19 protein-coding genes are annotated in these 18,007 nt (G+C 73.4%); 7 read left to right on the top strand and 12 right to left on the bottom strand.

Annotated features, from left to right (window positions below; translation table 11 throughout):
• Positions 1–15 precede the first annotated feature (15 nt).
• Positions 16–678 (bottom strand): response regulator transcription factor, encoded by a 663-nt coding sequence (locus tag ABEB09_RS06255; protein WP_031131797.1) that lies wholly within the window; start codon positions 676–678, stop codon positions 16–18.
• A gap of 208 nt (positions 679–886) precedes the next feature.
• Positions 887–1,585, bottom strand: a complete 699-nt coding sequence (locus ABEB09_RS06250) for a DUF3000 domain-containing protein (protein WP_345687913.1) — start codon at positions 1,583–1,585, stop codon at positions 887–889.
• A gap of 91 nt (positions 1,586–1,676) precedes the next feature.
• On the opposite strand from ABEB09_RS06250, the gene hemE reads away from it, so the two are divergent.
• Entirely contained in the window at positions 1,677–2,741 is a 1,065-nt protein-coding gene (gene hemE / locus ABEB09_RS06245; RefSeq protein ID WP_345687911.1) for a uroporphyrinogen decarboxylase, read from the top strand.
• A gap of 81 nt (positions 2,742–2,822) precedes the next feature.
• Here hemE and ABEB09_RS06240 read toward each other — a convergent pair whose 3' ends face one another.
• Positions 2,823–4,208 (bottom strand): FAD-dependent oxidoreductase, encoded by a 1,386-nt coding sequence (locus ABEB09_RS06240; RefSeq protein WP_345687909.1) that lies wholly within the window; start codon positions 4,206–4,208, stop codon positions 2,823–2,825.
• A 36-nt stretch (positions 4,209–4,244) separates the two neighbouring features.
• Positions 4,245–5,324, bottom strand: coding sequence for a DUF4349 domain-containing protein (locus ABEB09_RS06235; RefSeq protein WP_345687907.1), 1,080 nt, complete (start codon positions 5,322–5,324; stop codon positions 4,245–4,247).
• 128 nt (positions 5,325–5,452) lie between these two features.
• Here ABEB09_RS06235 and hemG point away from each other — a divergent pair, with 128 nt between their 5' ends.
• A complete protein-coding gene (gene hemG, locus ABEB09_RS06230) occupies positions 5,453–6,910 on the top strand; it encodes a protoporphyrinogen oxidase (protein ID WP_345687905.1) in 1,458 nt (485 codons plus the stop codon).
• Positions 6,911–6,920: 10 nt separating this feature from the next.
• Positions 6,921–7,634, top strand: coding sequence for a hydrogen peroxide-dependent heme synthase (gene hemQ / locus ABEB09_RS06225; RefSeq protein ID WP_345687903.1), 714 nt, complete (start codon positions 6,921–6,923; stop codon positions 7,632–7,634).
• Between the two features lie 153 nt (positions 7,635–7,787).
• On the opposite strand, the gene ABEB09_RS06220 is transcribed toward hemQ, so the two are convergent.
• The 3 genes from ABEB09_RS06220 to ABEB09_RS06210 form a co-directional block, all read right to left on the bottom strand.
• Positions 7,788–9,086 carry an MbnB/TglH/ChrH family RiPP precursor modification enzyme gene (locus ABEB09_RS06220; protein ID WP_345687901.1) on the bottom strand — a complete coding sequence of 433 codons (1,299 nt, stop codon included), beginning with the start codon at positions 9,084–9,086 and terminating at the stop codon, positions 7,788–7,790.
• 125 nt (positions 9,087–9,211) lie between these two features.
• Positions 9,212–9,976: a DUF4142 domain-containing protein gene (locus ABEB09_RS06215; RefSeq protein WP_345693852.1), complete on the bottom strand. Its 765-nt coding sequence runs from the start codon at positions 9,974–9,976 to the stop codon at positions 9,212–9,214.
• Between the two features lie 267 nt (positions 9,977–10,243).
• A complete protein-coding gene (locus ABEB09_RS06210; RefSeq protein ID WP_345687899.1) occupies positions 10,244–10,930 on the bottom strand; it encodes a peptidyl-tRNA hydrolase in 687 nt (228 codons plus the stop codon).
• Positions 10,931–11,000: 70 nt separating this feature from the next.
• Here ABEB09_RS06210 and ABEB09_RS06205 point away from each other — a divergent pair, with 70 nt between their 5' ends.
• Positions 11,001–11,675, top strand: a complete 675-nt coding sequence (locus ABEB09_RS06205; protein WP_345687897.1) for an AIM24 family protein — start codon at positions 11,001–11,003, stop codon at positions 11,673–11,675.
• Between the two features lie 12 nt (positions 11,676–11,687).
• Here ABEB09_RS06205 and ABEB09_RS06200 read toward each other — a convergent pair whose 3' ends face one another.
• Positions 11,688–12,179 carry a hypothetical protein gene (locus tag ABEB09_RS06200; protein ID WP_345687895.1) on the bottom strand — a complete coding sequence of 164 codons (492 nt, stop codon included), beginning with the start codon at positions 12,177–12,179 and terminating at the stop codon, positions 11,688–11,690.
• A 43-nt stretch (positions 12,180–12,222) separates the two neighbouring features.
• Between ABEB09_RS06200 and ABEB09_RS06195 the strand changes: the two genes are divergently transcribed.
• On the top strand, positions 12,223–12,408 hold the full coding sequence (locus ABEB09_RS06195) for a hypothetical protein (RefSeq protein ID WP_345687893.1): 186 nt from the start codon (positions 12,223–12,225) through the stop codon (positions 12,406–12,408).
• Here the strand turns inward: ABEB09_RS06195 and ABEB09_RS06190 are convergent.
• From ABEB09_RS06190 to zapE, 4 genes are all read right to left on the bottom strand, one after another.
• On the bottom strand, positions 12,405–13,283 hold the full coding sequence (locus ABEB09_RS06190; RefSeq protein WP_380842014.1) for a polysaccharide deacetylase family protein: 879 nt from the start codon (positions 13,281–13,283) through the stop codon (positions 12,405–12,407). The genes ABEB09_RS06195 and ABEB09_RS06190 overlap by 4 nt on opposite strands.
• Before the next feature lie 111 nt (positions 13,284–13,394).
• Complete coding sequence (locus ABEB09_RS06185; RefSeq protein ID WP_345687890.1) at positions 13,395–14,780, bottom strand: alkaline phosphatase PhoX; 1,386 nt, start codon at positions 14,778–14,780, stop codon at positions 13,395–13,397.
• 191 nt (positions 14,781–14,971) lie between these two features.
• Entirely contained in the window at positions 14,972–15,400 is a 429-nt protein-coding gene (locus tag ABEB09_RS06180; protein ID WP_345687888.1) for an OsmC family protein, read from the bottom strand.
• Positions 15,401–15,460: 60 nt separating this feature from the next.
• Positions 15,461–16,531 carry a cell division protein ZapE gene (gene zapE / locus ABEB09_RS06175; RefSeq protein ID WP_345687886.1) on the bottom strand — a complete coding sequence of 357 codons (1,071 nt, stop codon included), beginning with the start codon at positions 16,529–16,531 and terminating at the stop codon, positions 15,461–15,463.
• Positions 16,532–16,567: 36 nt separating this feature from the next.
• Here zapE and ABEB09_RS06170 point away from each other — a divergent pair, with 36 nt between their 5' ends.
• Together ABEB09_RS06170 and ABEB09_RS06165 are read left to right on the top strand one after the other, a co-directional pair.
• Positions 16,568–17,359 (top strand): pyrimidine reductase family protein, encoded by a 792-nt coding sequence (locus tag ABEB09_RS06170; RefSeq protein ID WP_345687884.1) that lies wholly within the window; start codon positions 16,568–16,570, stop codon positions 17,357–17,359.
• Between the two features lie 166 nt (positions 17,360–17,525).
• Entirely contained in the window at positions 17,526–17,996 is a 471-nt protein-coding gene (locus tag ABEB09_RS06165) for an indole-3-glycerol phosphate synthase (protein ID WP_345687882.1), read from the top strand.
• Positions 17,997–18,007 lie beyond the last annotated feature (11 nt).

The raw sequence follows: 18,007 nt of genomic DNA, 5'->3' as shown, positions 1-18,007 counted from the left end.
GCGGTGTGTCGACCGTCAGTGGATGATTCCGGTGCGCAGGGCGACGGCGACCATGCCCGCACGGTCGCCCGTGCCGAGCTTGCGGGCGATCCGCGCGAGGTGGCTCTTGACGGTCAGTGCGGACAGGCCCATGGAGACGCCGATGGCCTTGTTCGACTGGCCCTCCGCCACCAGCCGGAGGACCTCGACCTCGCGGCCGGACAGCTCCCGGTAGCCGCCCGGGTGGCTCGGGGCGCCCGGGGGGCGGCGGTGCAGCCGGGCCGCGGCCGCGCCGATGGGGGCGGCGCCGGGGCGCGTGGGGTGGCCGATGTTCGTACGCGTACCGGTCACGACATAGCCCTTGACGCCGCCGGCGAGCGCGTTGCGCACGGCACCGATGTCGTCGGCGGCGGAGAGGGCCAGGCCGTTGGGCCAGCCGGCGGCGCGGGTCTCCGACAGCAGGGTGAGGCCGGAGCCGTCGGGCAGGTGGACGTCCGCGACGCAGATGTCGCGCGGGTTGCCGATTCGGGGACGAGCCTCCGCGATGGACGACGCCTCGATGACGTCACGCACTCCGAGGGCCCACAGGTGGCGGGTCACGGTGGAGCGGACGCGCGGGTCGGCCACGACGACCATGGCCGTCGGCTTGTTCGGGCGGTAGGCGACCAGGCTTGCGGGCTGCTCGAGGAGAACGGACACCAGGCCTCCTGGGAAGGTGCGGGACACTGCCGGCTCGGGGAAAGCCGGGGCGAACCGTGCTTGAAGGGTCACAGACCTCTTCGGCAGCAATCCCGCCCGCCTTTAGAGGAAGATCACGATTTGGTGAGTAACAATTGGGGCAATTCGGACGGGTGATCGATCATCCTACGAGCGAACCGCCTCACGTACTCCCTTCGGGGAACGCCCGCTACCGGTGCTGAGGGCCCCGCCGCTGCGGCAGGGACACCACACCGCCGCCCCCCGACTCCAGCGGGCCCGGGCCCGACGGCGGCAGACCCGCCACCTGGCACAGGAGATCGCCCCAGGCGGCCAGGTGACCCCCCGTGTCCGGCACCCCGCCCCGGCCCTCCCGGGGCGTCCACGACGCCCGGATCTCGATCTGCGTCGCCGGCCGGCGCTCCGCGAGCCCGCCGAAGTAGTACGACCCCGCCCGCGTGACCGTCCCGCTCGCCTCCCCGTACGACAGGCCCCGCGCCTCCAGCGCACCCGTCAGCCACGACCAGCACACCTCCGGGAACAGCGGGTCCGCCGCCATCTCCGGCTCCAGCTCCGCCCGCATCAGGGTCACCAGACGGAACGTGCCCTGCCACGCCTCGTGGCCGTCCGGGTCGTGCAGCAGGACCAGCCGGCCGTCCGCCAGCTCCTCTCCTTCCTCCGTGGCCACCGCCTCCACCGCGTACGCGTGGGGCGCGAGCCGCTGCGGAGGCCGGGTCGGCTCCAGGGCGATCTCCGGACGCAGCCGCACCGCCCGCAGCGCCTCCACCGCGCGCCGGAAGGCGGACGGGACACCGCTCTCCTCCTCGCCGCCCGGTTCGGGGCGATCGGAACGGGCGGAACCATCCGACTGATCGGGATGATCGGAAAACTGTCCATGAGCCGCAGCCATGCGGGGAAGAGTAGGCGGAAGGAGAGCCGCGCGCAGGGAGGGACACCCTCACCGCGCGAGCCGCCCGGGCGCACATGCGAAGATTCAGGGCGTGAGTGCCAACGACCGGCCCCTGGCCCAGCAGACACCGACGTACGACTCCGCGTTCCTGAAGGCGTGCCGGCGCGAGCCCGTGCCGCACACGCCGGTCTGGTTCATGCGCCAGGCGGGGCGCTCGCTGCCCGAGTACCTGAAGGTCCGCGAGGGCATCCCGATGCTCGACTCGTGCATGCGGCCCGAGCTGGTCACCGAGATCACGCTGCAGCCCGTGCGCCGCCACAAGGTGGACGCCGCGATCTACTTCAGCGACATCGTCGTCCCCCTCAAGGCCATCGGCGTCGACCTCGATATCAAGCCGGGCGTCGGCCCCGTCGTCGCCGAGCCGATCCGGCGCCGCGAGGACCTGGAGCGGCTGCGCGACCTGACCCCGGACGACATCCCGTACGTCACCGAGGCCATCGGCATGCTCACCGGCGAGCTGGGCTCCACCCCGCTCATCGGTTTCGCGGGCGCGCCTTTCACCCTCGCGAGCTACCTCGTCGAGGGCGGCCCGTCCCGCAACCACGAGAACACCAAGGCCCTCATGTACGGCGACCCCGGGCTGTGGGCCGACCTGCTGGACCGCCTCGCCGAGATCACCGCGGCCTTCCTGAAGGTCCAGATCGAGGCCGGCGCCTCCGCCGTGCAGCTCTTCGACTCCTGGGTCGGCGCCCTCGCCCCGGCCGACTACCGCCGCTCCGTCATGCCCGCGTCGTCGAAGGTCTTCGACGCCGTCGCCTCGTACGGCGTCCCGCGCATCCACTTCGGCGTCGGCACGGGCGAGCTGCTGGGCCTCATGGGCGAGGCGGGCGCGGACGTCGTCGGCGTCGACTGGCGCGTCCCGCTCGACGAGGCCGCCCGCCGCGTCGGCCCCGGCAAGGCGCTCCAGGGCAACCTCGACCCGGCCGTCCTCTTCGCCCCCCGCGAGGCGGTCGAGGCCCAGACCCGCCGCGTACTGGACGCGGCGGCCGGCCTGGAGGGCCACGTCTTCAACCTCGGCCACGGCGTCCTGCCCACCACGGACCCGGACGCCCTGACCCGCCTCGTGGAGTACGTGCACACGCGGACCGCGCGTTAGCGGCGTGGGCTGACCGGCCGACGTCAGCCCCTCCGCGTTCGAGGAGCGGGGGATCGGGGGCAGAGCTCCCCGATCCGCCGGTCAGTCCGCGTCCCGGACCGCCTTCACCGCCCTGCGGGCCGCGATCTGCACCGGGTCCCACACCGGGGAGAACGGCGGGGCGTATCCGAGGTCCAGCGCGGTGATCTGCTCCACCGTCATCCCGGCCGTGAGCGCCACCGCCGCCACGTCCACCCGCTTCGCCGCGCCCTCACGGCCCACGATCTGCACCCCCAGCAGTCGGCCCGTACCCCGCTCGGCGAGCATCTTCACCGTCATCGGCGCCGCCCCCGGGTAGTAGCCGGACCGGCTCGTCGACTCGATCCGTACGGCGACGAACCGCAGCCCCACGCCCTGCGCGTCCCGCTCGCGCAGCCCCGTGCGGGCGATCTCCAGCGAACACACCTTGCTGACCGCCGTGCCGACGACACCCGGGAACGTCCCGTAGCCGCCCGCCACGTTGGCGCCGATCACCTGGCCCTGCTTGTTGGCGTGCGTGCCCAGCGGGATGTGCCGCTCCCGGCCCGACACCAGGTCCAGCACCTCGACGCAGTCCCCGCCCGCCCACACGTCCTCGCGGCCGCGCACCCGCATCGACAGATCGGTGAGCAGGCCGCCGTGCGCCCCCGTCGGCAGCCCCGCCGCCCGGGCCAGGGACGTCTCCGGGGCCACGCCGAGACCCAGGACGACCACGTCCGCCGGGTACTCCGTGCCGCCGGCCACCACGGCCCGGGCGCGGCCGTCGCCACCCGTCAGGATCTCGGTGACCCGCGCCCCGCCCACCGTGGTGATGCCCATGCCGTTCATCGCCTCGCGCACCAGCCGGCCCATGTCCGGGTCCAGCGTCGACATCGGCTCCTCGGCGAGGTCCAGCACCGTCACCTCGTACCCGCGCTTCAGTAGCGCCTCGGCCATCTCGACGCCGATGTACCCGGCGCCCACGACGACCGCGCGCCGTCCCGGGTGCTCCTCCAGGGCGTCCAGCAGCGCCTGGCCGTCGTCCAGGGTCTGCACGCCGTGCACGCCCGGCGCGTCGATGCCCGACAGGGGCGGGCGCACCGGGCGCGCACCCGTCGCCAGGACCAGCCGGTCGTAGCCCGTCCAGTACTCCTCGCCGGATTCCAGGTCCCTCGCCCGCACCCGCTGTCCGTCCAGGTCGAGTTCGGTCACCTCGGTCCGCAGCCGCAGGTCGATCGCCCGCGCGCGGTGCTCCTCGGCCGTCCGGGCGATGAGAGCGTCCCGCCCGTCGACGTCCCCGCCGACCCAGTACGGGATCCCGCACGCCGAGTACGAGGTGAAGTGGCCGCGCTCGAACGCGACGATCTCCAGCTCGTCCGGGCCGCTCAGCCGCCGGGCCTGCGACGCGGCGGACATCCCCGCCGCGTCGCCGCCGACCACCACCAGTCGTTTCCGTCCCTCGTGTCCCAAGCGGCCACGCTACGGGCAAGAGGCAGGTCGAGCCGGTCAGTTGGGCTGCTCGGGCCCGTCGTCGCCCGCTTCCGGCTTCGGCTGCTCGCCGGCCCCGGGCTGCCGCTGCTCGCCCGCCGGGGCGGGGGCCTGCCGCGGCGGGACCACGGGCCACGCGGACCGGCCGGCCGGTCCGCCCGCCGGCGCCGGGTGGGGCGGGACGGCGGGCGCCGGGGCCGGGCGCCGCGCCGCACGCCGCGCGAAGAACGGGCGGACCAGCAGGCGCCACAGCACGTACGCCACCAGCAGCACCGCCAGCCACGGGGCCAGCGCCGCGAGCACGATCGCGACCCACTTCGCGGTCGTGACGAGAGCGTCCCAGCCGCCCTTCAGCGCGTCGGGGACACCCGGCTCCTCGTCCTTCCGCACATCGGCCACCGGCTCCGGCTCGCTCAGCCGCAGCGTGATCGTCGCCAGCGTCGTCCGGTCCTTCAGCGCCGCCTGCTGAGCGAGCAGCGACTCCAGCTCCGCCTGACGGGAACTCAGCTGGGACTCCAGCGTCACCACGTCCTCCAGCTTGGTGGCCCGGTCCATCAGCTCGCGCACCCGCGCGACGCTGGCCCGCTGCGTGGCGATCCGGCTCTCCACGTCCACCACCTGGTCGGTGACGTCCTTGGCGTCGGCCTTCCGCGACAGCAGCTTGCCCGCGCCCGACAGCTCCTTGAGCACGTCCTCGTACGCGGTCTGCGGCACCCGCAGCACGATGGTGGACGTCATGCCGCCCTCGCCGACGCGCTCCGTCGACTCGTTGGCGATGTGCCCGCCGGCCGCCGCGGCGGCCGCCCGCGCCCGGGCCAGCGCCTTGGAGGCGTCCTTAACCTCCACGAACACCTCGGCCGTCCGGATGATGTGCTGCTGCACGGCGGCCGGCTTGCCCGGCTGCTTGGCCGCGTCGTCCCGCCCGTACCCGGCGTCGGGGCCCGCCGCGGCCTCGCCCGGCCGCGGGGCACCGGCGGCGCTGTCCTTCGCCGCGGAGGACGCCGCACCGCCGTCGGCGCCGCTGCATCCGGCGAGGCCCAGTGTCGCGGTGAGCAGAACGGCCGCCAGCGCGTGCCGTGGACGGATTCCGGATGGCATGTGAGTCCCCCCTGGGAGTGTGATCCGTGTTGCCGGTTCGACGTCCGGGGCGGGCGCTCCGGTTGCCCCTTCCCGGTTCCGAAAGGGTCACGTTCAGGACTCGTCACGGTGTTTGAGACAGTGGACGCATGAACGTGGACACCACCGAGGACAGCGGGGGCACCGAGGACTCCGGGGGCACCCCTCCCGGCCGTGTCGTCGTCATCGGCGGCGGCATCGCCGGACTCGCGGCCGCCCACCGCGTGCTGCTCGCCGGCCGCCCCGTGACCCTCCTGGAGGCCTCCGGCCGGCTCGGCGGCAAGCTCCACGCCGGCGAGATCGCGGGCGCCCCCGTCGACTTCGGCGCCGAGTCGATGCTCGCCCGCCGCCCGGAGGCGATCGACCTCGCCCGTGCGGTCGGCCTCGGCGACCGGCTCCAGGCCCCCGCCACGGCCACCGCCTCGGTGTGGACCCGCGGCGCGCTGCGCCCGATGCCCAAGGGGCACGTGATGGGCGTCCCCGCCGACGCCCGCGACCTCGGCGACCTCCTCTCCGACGAGGGGCTGCGCCGCATCGGCCACGACCGCGACCTGCCGCCCGCCGACCTCGGCGAGGACGTCGCCATCGGCGAGTACGTCGCCCGGCGCATGGGCCGCGAGGTCGTGGACCGGCTCGTCGAGCCGCTGCTCGGCGGGGTCTACGCGGGCGACTCCTACCGGATCTCGATGCGGTCCGCCGTACCGCAGCTCTTCGCGGCGGTCCGCGAGCACGGCACCCTCACCGACGCCGTACAGGCCCTGCGGCGCAGCGCCCCGCCGCAGAACGGCCCCGTCTTCATGGGCATCGAGGGCGGTGTGGGCCGCCTGCCCCTCGCCGTCGCGGACGCGGTCACCGCCGGCGGCGGCGAGATCGTCACCGACGCGCGCGTCCAGGCGCTCACCCGCCGCGCCGGGCACTGGGAGGTCCGCAGCGACCGGCGCGTGCTGCGCGCCGACGCGGTGATCCTCGCGACCCCCGCCTGGGCGGCGTCGGCGCTGCTGGCCGCCGAGTCGCCGGCCGCGTCCGCCGAGCTGGCCGCCGTCGAGTACGCCTCGATGGCGCTGGTCACCCTCGCCTTCCGGCGCGCCGACCTGCCCCCGGGGATGCCGGCGGGCTCCGGCTTCCTCGTCCCGCCGGTCGACGGGCGCACCATCAAGGCGTCCACGTTCTCGTCGCAGAAGTGGCAGTGGGTCGCCGACGGGGCCGGGGACCTCTTCGTGCTGCGCACCTCCGTCGGCCGGTACGGCGAGGAGGCGCAGCTCGACCGCGACGACGAGGACCTCGTGTCCGTGTCCCTGCGGGACCTCGGCGAGGCCGTCGGGCTCGCCGCGAAGCCCGTCGCCACCGAGGTCACCCGCTGGATCGGCGGCCTGCCGCAGTACCCCGTGGGCCATCTGGCGCGCGTCGCCCGCATCCGCGAGGCCGTCGCGAAGCTGCCCGCGCTGCGGGTGTGCGGCGCGGCGTACGACGGGGTGGGCATCCCCGCGGTCGTCGCCGACGCCCGCCGCGCGGCGGACGAGATCATCGCCACGCCGACCCTGGCGCAGGGCACCCACAGTGACGAGTGAGAATAGCCGTATGAGTGCGCCCGAAAAGATCCCGAACGCCGGTAAGAAGGCGAAGGACCTCAACGAGGTCATCCGCTACACCCTGTGGTCCGTCTTCAAGCTGCGCGACGTCCTGCCCGAGGACCGGAGCGGCTACGCCGACGAGGTCCAGGAGCTGTTCGACCAGCTCGCCGCCAAGGACGTCACCGTGCGCGGCACGTACGACCTGTCCGGGCTGCGCGCCGACGCCGACCTGATGATCTGGTGGCACGCCGAGACGTCGGACCAGCTCCAGGAGGCGTACAACCTGTTCCGGCGCACCCGGCTCGGCCGCGCGCTGGAGCCGGTGTGGTCGAACATGGCGCTGCACCGCCCCGCCGAGTTCAACAAGTCGCACATCCCGGCGTTCCTCGCGGACGAGACGCCGCGCGACTACGTGAGCGTCTACCCGTTCGTCCGCTCGTACGACTGGTACCTGCTGCCCGACGAGGACCGCCGCCGCATGCTCGCCGACCACGGCAAGATGGCCCGCGGCTTCCCGGACGTGCGGGCCAACACGGTCGCCTCCTTCTCGCTGGGCGACTACGAGTGGCTCCTCGCCTTCGAGGCGGACGAGCTGTACCGGATCGTCGACCTGATGCGCCACCTGCGCGGCAGCGAGGCCCGGATGCACGTCCGCGAGGAGGTCCCGTTCTACACGGGCCGCCGCAAGTCCGTGGCGGACCTGGTGGCGGGCCTGGCCTGAGGTCCGGCCCCGCTCGCTCGGTGAGGGACCGGCACGACCGGTCCCTCACCCCCCGACCCGGAAGATCAGACAGCGGACGCGAACCGTCCGCTGCTCCAGCGACACCGGGTCCGGCTCCGGGTGCGGCGCGCGTCCTCGCGCGCCGCACCGGCGTCACCGCCGGCCCGCGAGCGCCACACGCGCGGCCCGCGCGAGCCGGGTGATCCGCATCGGCGGGCGCGACGCGGCGCGGTCGGCCCACCAGTGGCGCAGGCGCAGCCGCGCCACGGCGTCGCCGGGCCGCCCGGCGTCCAGCAGGAACCGCGCGAAGTCCAGCGCGTCACCCCGGTAGCCCCCGCGCAGCGGATGGGTCCTGGCGTACGCCACGAACGCCTCCCGGTAGCCCTCGCCGAGGATCTGCGGCAGCTCGGGCGCCAGCCGCGCCACGATCCCGGCCCGCTTGCGCGCCAGCGACAGGCTCTGCACCCGCAGCCGCCCGTGGTCGAACCCCTCGGGCGCCGGCGTGCCCGCGACCAGCGCCGACAGCACGGCGGTCTGCGCGAGCCCCAGCCGCTCCCGCGCGCCCTCCGGCACCGGCGCGGCGGCCACCGGAACGGCCATCGACACCGGCGCGCCCGCACGCCGCTCCGCCGACGCGTCGAGCGTCGTACGGATCGCCGTCAGCTCCGCGGCCAGCTCGCCGGCCGGCGGGAAGTCGTCGTCCCGCTCCAGCAGCACCCCCGGCGGCGCCACGCGCGACGCCAGCTCGCCCAGCAGGTCCAGCACCTGCGGCGGCACGGGGTGCGCGTGCGTGTCGTGCCAGACGCCGTCGCGCTCGACGCCGCCGGCCACATGGACGTACGCGATCGACTCCAGCGGCAGCTCCTCGAGCGCCTTCACGGGGTCGTCGCCGCGGTTCACGCGGTTCGTGTGCAGATTGGCCACGTCGATGAGCAGCCGCACCCCCGTACGGGCGACCAGCTCCGCCAGGAACTGGCCCTCCGTCAACTCGTCGTCCGGCCAGGAGAACAGCGCCGCGATGTTCTCCAGCGCCAGCGGCACCGGCAGCGCGTCCTGCGCGATCCGCACGTTCTCGCACAGCACGTCCAGCGCCTCCCAGGTGCGGGGGACGGGCAGCAGGTGCCCCGCCTCCAGCGCCGGCGACGCCGTGTGCGGCCCCCCGGCCCGTACGAAGGCGATGTGCTCCGTCACCAGCGGCGCGCCCAGCGCCGTCGCGCGGGCCGCCAGCCGGGCGAGCCGCTCCGCGTCGGGCCGCTCGGCGCCGCCCAGGCCGAGCGAGACGCCGTGCGGGACGACGGTGACGCCCCGCTCGCGGAGCCGTACCAGGGAGTCGGGCAGGTGGTCGTCGCAGAGGTTCTCCGCGACGACCTCCACCCAGTCGACACCGGGCAGGCTCTCCACGGCGTCCGCGATCTCGGGCCGCCAGCCGATGCCGACCCCCAGTTCCTTCATGTCCCCTCCTCACGCCGCCTCACGCAGGCTCACGCGGCTGTCGCGCTGGAGGTGTCATGGCCCCGCCGGGCGACGGCGAATCCGCCGGGGCCGGGTTCAGAGCTTGATTTGAGCTTCGGGCGCGGTCAGGGCCGGTTCGTGTTGATCGCGGTCGGTGGGCCCGGCCGCGTGGACGGCTCCGAGGTGAACTGCTGGTCCGAGCCCGTGGGGCCGACCGGGCTCGGCGCCGGCGGCAGGTTCCCGTTCGGGGCGGGCGGGCCGGAGGGGCTGGCCGTGGCGCGGCCCGCGGCCTCGTTGGCGATGGCGTCGAAGTCGACGAGGCCCGTCGCCTCCAGCATCGTGATGTGGTCCAGCACCGTCTGGTTGGCGTCGCTCGCCAGCTGGCGTATCAGCGTGTTGCGGGTGGTGTGCCGGACCTGGGCGATCAGCCCGAACACCTTGCCGTGCGCGTTGCGCAGCAGGTTCGCGAACTTCCGCTCGTACTCCTCGCCGCCGGCCGCCGACAGCTCCCGCAGCCAGCCCTGCTGCTCCTCCGTCGGCTGGTTCGGCAGCTCCACGCCCAGCTTCGCCGCCACGTCGCGCGCCCGCTGGTCCAGGTCGGTGTGGCCGACGACGAGGTGGTCGCCCGCGTCCCTGATGGCCTGCGTGGGCGCCCGTTCGATGGCCTGCTGCCCGGCCGGCAGCTCCCACAGGCCCGCGAGCCGCACCTTCACGAGGAACTCGCGGTCGGTCGCGGACAGCGGGCCCCACTGGGTCGCCACGGTGGACGCGTTGAGGTTGGCCTGCCCGGTGCCGGAGCGGTCGGCGTACGACCAGACGGGGAACGCGAGCGCCCCGATCGTGGCGACGAGCGCCGCGATGATGAGTGCCGTGCCGTTGATGCGCCGCAGCAAAAGTGCCTCCCGAGCCGATGTGTGCACGGCCGCGTCACCCCGTGACGGAACGGCCGTTCAACCTACTTGCGGTGTTGGGAGGTACGTATACCGGCGGCATGACGTTCAGGTGGCCCGAACGCCGCTGTTCGAGACGGGGCTCGGCCGAATCCGCTCGGCCCGGGCACGTACGGTGCTCATGAGATCACCGGACCCGGCACGTCCGTGGCCGACGAGCCGGCCGCGGCCGACCGGAGCCGCGCCGCGCGGACCGGCCGCCGCGCCTCAGGCAGTGCGGGTCGGGAACGCCGACACCACCGTGCACGAGCCCGGAGCGATCTCCGTGAAACCCGCGTCGCGGACCATCGGCAGGCCGCTCGCCGTCAGGGAACGCCACCGGTCCGGGTCGGCCGTGCGGACCGCCAGGGGGAAGCCCGCCTCCTGCCAGTCCTTGCGCTCCTCGTCGCTCATGGCCCACCACAGCAGCTGGGCGCCGTGGCCCACCTGCGCCATCTCCTTGCCGGTGGACATGTCGAGGCCCGGGTTGAGCCAGAGCGGGGCCTCGCCGGGCGCGGGCGGTGCGGGCGCCTCCGGGTCGGTCAGCTCGGTGCCCGAGACCTGGAGCTTGGCCAGGTCCTTGGGCCAGCCGTCCAGGGGGACCGGCGGGAAGACCCGTACCTCCGCCGTGCCCCCGGTGACCGTGATGCCGGGCAGCCGCTCGGCGCGGCGCCACTCCGCGCCCCGGGCCCGGCGCACGACCTTGCGGATCCGGGCGTCCTGCCAGTCGCGCACGGCCTGCGCCCACTCGCCGTCGCCGAGCGACCGGTCGTCGGAGAGCATCACGAGCACGGCGCGGGCCGCGGTCTCGAGCGCGTCGGTGCGCGCCGGCGGTCCGGTCTTCTCGACCCGCACCACCAGGGGCAGGACGAACTGGGGCGCGGTGTCACGGAGGTCGGTGTCGTTGCTGGTCACCGGGCCAGTCTGCCAGCCCGCCCGGAGGCCACCTTGGCGGAGTGGAGGGTTCCGGGCGACCATGCCCGGCATGAAGAGCGATCTTTTCGCGGTCGAACACCTGGCGCAGCAGGCGGCCACGCCCGGCATGACGCTGCAGAACTCCAAGTGCGTTAAGTACGTGGTGAACGGCGAGATGCACGCCCGGCAGGGCTCGATGGTCGCCTACCGGGGCGACCTCCGGTTCGAGCGCAAGGGCCAGGGCCTCGGCGGCATGCTCAAGCGGGCGGTCACGGGGGAGGGCCTGCCGCTGATGGCGGTGCGCGGCCAGGGCGAGGCCTGGTTCGCGCACGAGGCGCAGAACTGCTTCGTCGTGGAGATCGAACCGGGCGACGCCCTGACGGTCAACGGCCGCAACGTCCTGTGCTTCGACGCGACCCTCTCGTACGAGATCAAGACGGTGAAGGGCGCCGGGATGGCCGGCGGCGGGCTCTTCAACAGCGTCTTCACCGGCCACGGCATGCTGGCGCTGGTCTGCGACGGCGAGCCGGTCGTCATCCCGGTCACTGCGCAGCAGCCGGTCTACGTGGACACGGACGCCGTCGTCGGCTGGACCGCCCAGCTGTCCACCTCGCTGCACCGCTCGCAGTCGTTCGGGTCGATGCTGCGCGGCGGCTCGGGCGAGGCGGTCCAGCTGATGCTGCAGGGCGAGGGCTTCGTCGTCGTACGCCCGAGTGAACTGACGCCACAGCCGTCGCAGAGCTGAGGGCGGGGGCGGTCAGCAGGAGCCCTTGGTCACCTGGACCGACAGCGTGACCACCGGGTCCGGTGCGAGCGGGTCGTCGGAGTCCTCGGGCTGGGGCGGCGTGAGGGTCATGCAGTACCGGGTCTTCGTGTCGGTGGTCCGGATGTCGAAGCGGTCGCCGGTCGGGTCCTCGCCGTTGCCCCACTCCGGCGAGACCTTGACGTGCGTGGAGGGGCCTTCCTTCGTGGCGTCGATCGCGTCGTGGATCAGGTCCGCGTAGTCGTCGCCGAAGGTGAGCCGCTGCGGCGTCGTCTCCAGAGTGCGGGCGGCGGCGTGCACGGCGTCGTCCAGCTCCCACTCGCTCCAGGAGAGGTCCTCCTGGAGGTTGTACATCATGCCTCCGGCGAACAGCAGGGTGCCGATGATCAGCGCAAGGCCGATCGGGTTCCCGGGGTTGTAGACATAGCGCCTGGTGCCCCAACGCGAGCGGATGAAGACCGGCTCGTTCTTATGATCTTCGTTCATGGCGCGCGAGACTAGCGCAGACGACGGAGCTACAGTCGTACACATGGACGAGAAGCGTGGCGACGCCGCGTACGGGGGGACCACGGCGGACGCCGTCGAGGCCGGGCCGCCGTTCGCCGGCTGCGTGCTGTGCGGGGAGCCGACGGAGTACCCCGAGTCCACCAAGGGCATCACGCTCTGCCCGGTGTGCGAGTGGCGGGAGGCCGAGCGGACCGCCTGCTCCGGCTAGCCGGTCATCAGCTCCGAGACCTTGACGAACCGGTAGCCGCGGCGCCGCAGCTCGGGGACGATCTTCAGGATCGCCTGCTCGGTGACCGGCGCGGCGCTGAGCGTGCAGTGCATCACCACCACGGAGCCGGGCCGCACTCCGGCCAGGACCTGGGTGGCCACCGAGTCCGGGTCGGTGGCGAAGGCGTCGCCGCTGACCACGTCCCACTGCACCGCCGTCACCTTCGCGGGCGCCAGCGCGCGCAGCGCCGCCTCGTCGTGGCAGCCGCCGGGGAAGCGGAAGTACGGCACGACGTTGCGCGCCCCGGCCTCCCGGAAGGCCGTGAAGGCCCGGCTCACGTCCGCCGCCATCTGGTGCGGCCGCAGCGTGGGCAGTCCGTAGCAGGGCGCCTTGAAGGCGTGGTGGCTGTAGGAGTGGTTGGCGATCTCGAAGCGCGGGTCCGTGCCGATCGACCGGGCCTGGTCCGGGTACTCCTCCGCCCACCGGCCGGTCATGAACACCGTCGCGTCCACGCGGAGGCGGCGCAGCGCGGCGATGAGCCCCGGGTTGTCGAACCGCTCGCCGCGCGCCGCCCGGGGCCCCTGATCGGCCGTCATGTCGGCGTCGAAGGTGAGCGCCACGGTCTTCCCGGCCGCGCTGCCGCCCCCGTCGGGGGCACGCTCGAAGACCGGCGTGAGGCCGCCGGGGCCGGGGGCCATCGTGGGGGCGGAAGCTTTGGCGGACGGTGCCGCCGAGGGTGCCGCGGACGGTCCGGAGGGGGAGCCGCCCGCCGCCCCCGGGCGCACGGCGGGACCATCGACGCTCGGCGCACCGCACCCGGACAGGACGGCACCAAGAAGAGTCAGTGTTACAAGCTGTCTTGCAGAAAATGTCACTTTCGGAAAGTAGCTGATCAGTCGTCCGGTGCCGCTGAGGCGCTCGTGGATGTCCCACCGGTGGAGGGGTGGGCGCGCGACGCGCCCACCCCCGGGGCCGTCGGCCGCCCGTCAGTGCCAGGGGCCCGTCACCGCGAACGTCGTCCCCGGCTCGTAGCAGTTGACGTACATCGTCCGGCCGTCCGGCGAGAACGTGACGCCCGCGAACTCGCCGTACTCCGGCTCGGCGTCGGTGCCGATGTTGTGCGCGTTGCGCGCCATCGCGTACACCTCGCCGCGCCGCGTCAGCCCGTACACGTGCTGGGCGCCGTCGCCGTCCTCGCACACCATCAGTCCGCCGCTGGGCGCGAGGCAGATGTTGTCGGGCGACTCGCCCGGCAGCCGGATGTCGCTGGCCGGCCCGAAGGCGACGACCAGCGTCAGCCGCCGCTTGTGCGGCTCGTACCGCCACACCTGCCCGTAGTGGTCGGCGGCCGAGCCGTCCTCCGCGCTGGCGAAGCTGGAGACGAAGTACACGGACGAGCCGCCCCAGTAGCAGCCCTCCAGCTTCTGCGCGTGCGTGATGCCCTTGGGCCCGAAGTCCTGGAGCCGGATCGGGGTGCGACGGGCCAGGGGGTCCGGCACCGGCACCCACTCGACGCGCTCGAAGCACGTGCCCGGCTCCTGCACGACGGACAGGTCCGGTACGCCCGGCACCCGCATGGCCTCCAGCGTGCCGCCCGCGCGCAGCGAGCCCGTGCCGCCCAGCGGCTTCTCCGGCAGGAAGCGGTAGAAGAGCCCGAACGGCTTGGTGAACGCGTCCTCCGTCTCGTACACGATCCCGCTGCGCGGGTCGACGGCTATCGCCTCGTGCGGGAACCGGCCCATGGCGGTGAGCGGGACGGCCCCGGTGCGGTGCGGGTCGGCGGGGTCGACCTCGAAGATGAAGCCGTGGTCCTTGGTGTAGCCGTTGGTGCCGGCCTTGTCGTCGGTCTCCTCGCAGGTGAGCCAGGTGTTCCAGGGGGTCGGGCCGCCCGCGCAGTTGACCGCGGTGCCCGCGAGGGCGACGCGCTCGGCCAGGACGTTGTTGCGGCCGTCCAGTTCGAGGGCCGTGCAGCCGCCTCTGGCGACGGGGTCGTAGGTCAGGCCCTCGACGGTGGGCACGCCGTTCGACGCGGTGGCCCGGTTCTCGTGGTTGCGGACCAGGTGGACGCGGCCGCGCCGGCCGACGAGCGCGGTCATGCCGTCGTGGTTGCCGGGGACGGTGCCCTCGCCGGAGCGCAGGGGATCGCCCTCACGGGACAGCACCTTGTAGCGGAAGCCGCGTGGGAGGTCGAGCAGGCCGTCGGGGTCGGGTATGAGGGGGCCGTAGCCGGCGCGGCCCGTGTGGCCGGCGGGGCCCCCGGGGGGCGTGGCGGCGGCCGTTCCCGCGAAGAGTTCGGAGAAGGCTCCGGTGAAGGCGATACCGGCGAGGGACGCACCGGTGCTCGCGAGGATGTGACGTCGTGTTGCGGACATGGCAACTCCCTGTTGGCGGACAGGAGAAATCACGCAGTTGATCTCCGCACACGTGTATCACGCGGGTTGACGGCTGTGAACCGTGCGAAACAGGTTACGCCCGTTGCCAGTTGGCCGGCGGGTGACCGAAAACGATCCGGCCGCCGCCCCTCTCCGAGGGGTGGCGGCCGGATCGCGCGACGCGGGTGCCGTCAGCTCACGAGCGACGCCGTGAGCGTGATCTCCGTACCGGCCAGGGCCTTGCTCACCGGGCAGTTCGCCTTGGCGTCCTCGGCGATCTTGGCGAATGTGACCTCGTCCATGCCCGGGACCTCGCCCTCCACCGTGAGGTGGACATTGGTGATGCCGGTGCCCGGCACGAACGTGACCTCGGCCTTGGTGTTCAGCCGGGTCGGCGTGCCGCCGTTCTTGCCCAGGGCGGCCGAGAAGGCCATCGAGAAGCAGCTGGAGTGCGCGGCCGCGATCAGCTCCTCCGGGCTGGTCTTGCCCCGGGCCTCCTCGGCACGGGCCGGCCAGGAGACCTCGTAGGAGCCGAGGCCCGAGTAGTCAAGGGTGACGGTGCCCCGGCCCTCGGTCAGGTTGCCTTCCCAGACGGTGTGCGCGTGACGCTTGGTAGCCATGCCGGATCCCTTCGGTGGAGTACGACCTCACAGGGTTACGGCATCACAACCTACTGCAACCTAGGCACCGGCCAGTCTCTTCGAGTCCCGGGCCAGCGCCGTGAGCCGGGAGATCGCCCGGAAGTACTTCTTGCGGTACCCGCCGTTCAGCATCTCGTCGCTGAACAGCCGGTCGAAGGGCAGTCCGGAGGCGACGACGGGTATCTCGCGGTCGTAGAGCCGGTCCGCCAGGACCACCAGCCGCAGCGCGGTCGACTGGTCGGGCACGGCCGTCACCCCGGTGAGGCAGACCGCGGCGACGTCCTCGGTGAGCGCCCCGTACCGGCTCGGGTGGACCCGGGCCAGGTGCTCCAGCAGGTGCGGGAAGTCGTCGAGCGAGGCGCCCGGCGTCGCGTACGCCGCCTTCGTCACCTGTTCGTCGGAGTACGGCGCGGGCGCCTCGGGCAGTCCGCGGTGCCGGTAGTCCTCGCCGTCGATCCGCAGCGGCCGGAAGTGCGCGGACAGCCCCTGGATCTCCCGCAGGAAGTCGGCGGCCGCGAACCGGCCCTCGCCGAGCTTCCCGGGCAGGGTGTTGGAGGTGGCGGCCAGGGCCACGCCCGCGTCGACCAGCTTGCCGAGCAGCGTGGAGACCAGCACCGTGTCGCCCGGGTCGTCGAGCTCGAACTCGTCGATGCACAGGAGCCGGTGCCCGCTGAGCGTGGCCACCGTCTGCTGGAAGCCGAGCGCGCCGACCAGGTTGGTCAGCTCCACGAACGTGCCGAACGCCTTGAGCGCGGGCTCCGCCGGGGTGGCGTGCCACAGCGAGGCCAGCAGGTGGGTCTTGCCGACGCCGTACCCGCCGTCCAGGTACACCCCGCGCGGCCCCGTCGGGGCGGCCGGCCTGCGGGCGAACCAGCGGCGCTTCCCCGCGCCGCTCGCGTGCGCCCCGCCCAGCCCGTCGGCGAAGGAGGAGAGCACCTTGACGGCCTCGGACTGGCTGGGCTGGTTCGGGTCCGGGATGTACGTGTCGAAGCGCACCGAGTCGAAGCGCGGCGGAGGCACCATCTCGGCGACCAGACGGTCGGCGGGGACGTGCGGCTCACGGGCGCACAGGGACAGCGGGACCGCTTCGGTCAGGGCACTGGTCGACACGCTCCCCACTGTAAGCGCCGTGCCAGACTGCACGACATGCGACGCCTGTTCCCTGTGACCGACCAGACACCGCCCGTTCCCGCCGAGTCCCACGGGGCCGCCGTGGCCGACGACCACGACTGGTCACTCGACGAGCTGGCCGAGGCCTACGCGTACCCCGGGGACGGCCCCTGGCTGCGCGCCAACATGGTGTCCTCCCTCGACGGCGCCGCCCAGCACGAGGGCCGCTCGGAGCCCATTTCCTCGGCGGCCGACATGAAGATCTTCGGGACGCTGCGCGCCATGGCCGACGTGATCGTGGTGGGTGCCGAGACCGTCCGTCTGGAGCAGTACCGCCCGGCCCGCGCGCGGGACGCCTTCGCGGCCCGCCGCAAGTCCGCCGGGCAGCGGCCCGCGCCCGCCATCGCGGTGGTCAGCGCCTCGCTGAACCTGGACTTCTCGCTGCCCCTCTACACCTCGCCGCTGGTGCCCACGCTGGTGCTGACGGGTGCGGCCGCGCCCCCCGCGCGGGTGCGGGCCGCGGAGCGGGCCGGCGTCGAGGTGGTCATCGCGGGCGACGGGCCCGGGGTGGAGCCCGCGCGGGCCGTGCGGGAGCTGGCCGGGCGCGGGCTGACCCGGCAGCTGACCGAGGGCGGGCCGCGGCTGCTCGGCCAGATGATCGCCGGCGGGGTGCTGGACGAGCTGTGCCTGACCGTGTCGCCGATGCTGACGGCGGGCGGTGCGCAGCGCATCGCGGGCGGGCCGTCCCTGGAGGTGCCGGACCGGTTCGCGCTGGCGTCCGTGCTGGAGGAGGACGGATTTCTTTTCACCCGGTACCGACGTATCTGACCCGATACCGGCGTATCCGAAGGAACCAACCCATCTGATAATCAGACCGACGCATCTGACAATCAGGCGGAATTAGTCGTTCCGCTTACCGTGAGCTGGGCACACTTAACTTCGCAGACCCCGTGCGGGCACGGGGAAGGATGGTTTCCGCAGAAGGGCTTCCGAGGTGTTCACAAGCGTTCTGATGATCGAGAAACCCCTGTCGTCCGTGGACGTGGAGTTCGTCACGAGCCTGCACGGAGACGAGGGCGTCTCGTTCATCGTGCTGATGCAGCCCCGCGGCGACCAGGCCGACGTGCTGCTGCGCGCCATCGACGACGTCGCCATCGGCGCCCTGAAGGACGCCGCCAAGGAGGGCGAGGAGCCCTCCGGCCGGGCCGCGCGGCGGCCCGCCGAGGCCGCCCTGGAGGCGTCGCTCCAGGCCCTGCGCGACGCCGGCTGCGAAGCCGTCGGGCAGGTCGTCGAGGACCATCCCCTGGACAAGATGAAGGCGGTCGTGGAGGAGGCCGACGCCGACGAGGTCATCGTCCTGACCGCCCCGCACTACGTGGAGGAGTTCTTCCACCGCGACTGGGCCTCCCGGGCGCGCCACAAGGTCGGCGTACCGGTGCTCAAGCTCTTCGCGCACAGCGCATAGGCTTGGGCCCT

The organism is Streptomyces coeruleoprunus (genome assembly GCF_039542925.1).
Classification (GTDB): domain Bacteria; phylum Actinomycetota; class Actinomycetes; order Streptomycetales; family Streptomycetaceae; genus Streptomyces; species Streptomyces coeruleoprunus.
Note: the sequence above shows the minus strand (reverse complement) of the source record. Positions and strands in the feature narration are given on the sequence as shown.

Bases quoted from the DNA above. Each gene is read 5' to 3' on its own strand.
- ABEB09_RS06170 (WP_345687884.1), top strand. From the start codon at position 16,568: ATGCGACGCCTGTTCCCTGTGACCGACCAGACACCGCCCGTTCCCGCC.
- ABEB09_RS06200 (WP_345687895.1), bottom strand. From the start codon at position 12,179: ATGAACGAAGATCATAAGAACGAGCCGGTCTTCATCCGCTCGCGTTGG.
- ABEB09_RS06205 (WP_345687897.1), top strand. From the start codon at position 11,001: ATGAAGAGCGATCTTTTCGCGGTCGAACACCTGGCGCAGCAGGCGGCC.
- ABEB09_RS06195 (WP_345687893.1), top strand. From the start codon at position 12,223: ATGGACGAGAAGCGTGGCGACGCCGCGTACGGGGGGACCACGGCGGAC.
- ABEB09_RS06185 (WP_345687890.1), bottom strand. From the start codon at position 14,780: ATGTCCGCAACACGACGTCACATCCTCGCGAGCACCGGTGCGTCCCTC.
- hemG (WP_345687905.1), top strand. From the start codon at position 5,453: ATGAACGTGGACACCACCGAGGACAGCGGGGGCACCGAGGACTCCGGG.
- ABEB09_RS06180 (WP_345687888.1), bottom strand. From the start codon at position 15,400: ATGGCTACCAAGCGTCACGCGCACACCGTCTGGGAAGGCAACCTGACC.
- ABEB09_RS06250 (WP_345687913.1), bottom strand. From the start codon at position 1,585: ATGGCTGCGGCTCATGGACAGTTTTCCGATCATCCCGATCAGTCGGAT.
- ABEB09_RS06220 (WP_345687901.1), bottom strand. From the start codon at position 9,086: ATGAAGGAACTGGGGGTCGGCATCGGCTGGCGGCCCGAGATCGCGGAC.
- hemQ (WP_345687903.1), top strand. From the start codon at position 6,921: ATGAGTGCGCCCGAAAAGATCCCGAACGCCGGTAAGAAGGCGAAGGAC.
- ABEB09_RS06235 (WP_345687907.1), bottom strand. From the start codon at position 5,324: ATGCCATCCGGAATCCGTCCACGGCACGCGCTGGCGGCCGTTCTGCTC.